2 protein-coding genes are annotated in these 2172 nt (G+C 34.4%); one reads left to right on the top strand and one right to left on the bottom strand.

Going from position 1 to position 2172, the window contains the following annotated elements:
* A partial coding sequence (gene repM / locus H2245_RS11965; protein WP_182407637.1) for a replication initiation protein RepM occupies positions 1-704 on the bottom strand: 704 nt, incomplete at its 3' end.
* A gap of 776 nt (positions 705-1480) precedes the next feature.
* Between repM (H2245_RS11965) and repM (H2245_RS11960) the strand changes: the two genes are divergently transcribed.
* Positions 1481-2172, top strand: a 692-nt coding sequence (repM, locus tag H2245_RS11960; protein WP_182407636.1) for a replication initiation protein RepM, incomplete at its 3' end; no start/stop codon positions are given.

Here is a 2172-nt window from a genome sequence, read left to right as displayed (position 1 = left end):
ATTTTTTCTTTATTTTTCTTTATCTTAAACTTAAATGTAAATCCTGTAATCACTCGCCCTTGTTTATGCTGCTCATATTCAACATTAATATCCGTGTACTCATTAATTTGACCAATTGCTAGAGCCAAGACCCGTCTCTTAAAAGCTTCTATTCTTTGGTATTCATCTACCAATCCCAGTTTTCCGCGTAATTCTGCAAGCGATATCTGATTTGTTTTGCCTACTGCTCGCCATTGAATAATCAACTCATAAAGCCTTATTGCATATTCACTTTGCAAGCCTACAACCTGTTTCAACTCGTATTCCGTATAACGTGCTTCAAGCCTAGTAATCAAAGGAATTACATCACTCGCAAATACCAACTCAACACAACCTAAATCATCGATATAACCTATTTTATCAACCCAACGGCTTTTGTAATGTCCTATCTTTCCCGAACGTTCATCTATCTTACTATAAGTAAAACCTGCCTCATATAATCCTTCTACCGCTCTTTTCATCGCCTCGTATGATGTATGTTTTTTCACATCAAATTGTTTAGCATAGCTTTGTGCGTAAATTCGTAAAAGTCCTCCTGCTTCTATTAATGTTTTCTGTTCCCTTGCCTCAATAATTGCTAGAAAGATTAAGCGTTGTTCGACTATTCCTAAGCTATAACTTGCACCAATTAAAGAGTTATCTTTAGTAATTAACTGCTTACACATATAGTCTTCTCGACAAAATTAAAGCAACTATACTTATTCAAAGTTGTTAAAGCAATTTTTATTAAATTTAGTTGCTTTATGGTCGTAAGACGTTGCTTTAAGGGTCGTAAGACGTTGCTTTAAGGGTCGTAAGACGTTGCTTTAAGGGTCGTAAGACGTTGCTTTATGGCTTCTGCACCTCTTTACCAGCAAGGGTTACAGCGGACGTAAAAGCTTTTAAAAGTATTTAAAAACATTAAAAACCCTTTTGGTTGTGGATAACTTAAAATACAGGATAAAAAAATCATTTGATTAATTATTTGAAAAAACGAATTTTTTAAAATAATTGGGAACTATTGCATGGGTTACTAGTTTAATGAGATTAAAACTATCCTATCTTGCTCTCTCTAAGGTCATAAAGTTCATTTGGTACGTAACTAGGTAAATTAGTTTTAAACCCTGTTAAACGGTTAATGTAAGCTTCTATGGCTATATGTTGACCCCAATTAATGTTGATGTTCACCATATATTAATTAAACAGTGAGGAATAAAGAATGAATATTTATTGGTTTTCAATTAACTTCATTTCTTATCCTTTAAGTTATCCACAACCAAAAGGGTTTTTAATGTTTTTAAATACTTTTAAAAGCTTTTACGTTCGCTGTAACCCTTGCTGGTAAAGAGGTGCAGAAGCCATAAAGCAACGTTTACCCTGCTATAAAGCAACAATTAATAATAAGTTGCTTATCTAGTATTTGTATGTGATTATCTACCCAATCTAAAACTTAGAGGTGTTTATGAAATTGGTGGTTAAAGATAACTCATTGATTAACGCTAGTTACTCACTTGGCTTAGTTGAGCAAAGGATAATGTTGCTTGCAATCGTTGAAGCAAGAGAGACGGGTCAAGGGATTGATACGGATACGTTTTTAGAGGTTCACGCTCAGCACTATGCAGATCGTTTTGACATAGACATAAATAACGCTTATTCCATGTTGTCAGAAGCTACACAAGCTCTTTTTAATAGACAAGTAACTTACACGGTACATGATGAAAAACGTAATAAACCTGAGAAAAGGGTAGTGCGTTGGGTAAGCGGTATTTCTTATGTTGAAGGAGCAGGAGTAGTGAAACTGCGCTTTGCTCCTGAAGTAGTGCCTCTAATCACTCGATTGGAAAAGAATTTTACGAGTTACGAGCTTGAGCAGGTAAAAGATCTAAATACTTATGCTACAAGACTATATGAAATTCTAGTAAGTTGGAGGAGTATTGAAAAAGTTACGGTAACCCTTGATGAGTTGCGCAATAATTTAGGCTTAATTGATGAGTATTCTAGATTGGAGGCTTTTAAAAGACGGGTTCTAGACTCAGCGATTAGCCAAATTAATGAACACACTGATATTACTGCTCAATATGAACAGCATAAACAAGGGCGAGTGATTACAGGATTTACATTTAAGTTTAAGATAAAGAAAAATAAAGAAAAAAC

This window comes from Psychrobacter sp. GP33 (assembly GCF_014119005.1).
Lineage (GTDB): Bacteria > Pseudomonadota > Gammaproteobacteria > Pseudomonadales > Moraxellaceae > Psychrobacter.
Note: the sequence above shows the minus strand (reverse complement) of the source record. Positions and strands in the feature narration are given on the sequence as shown.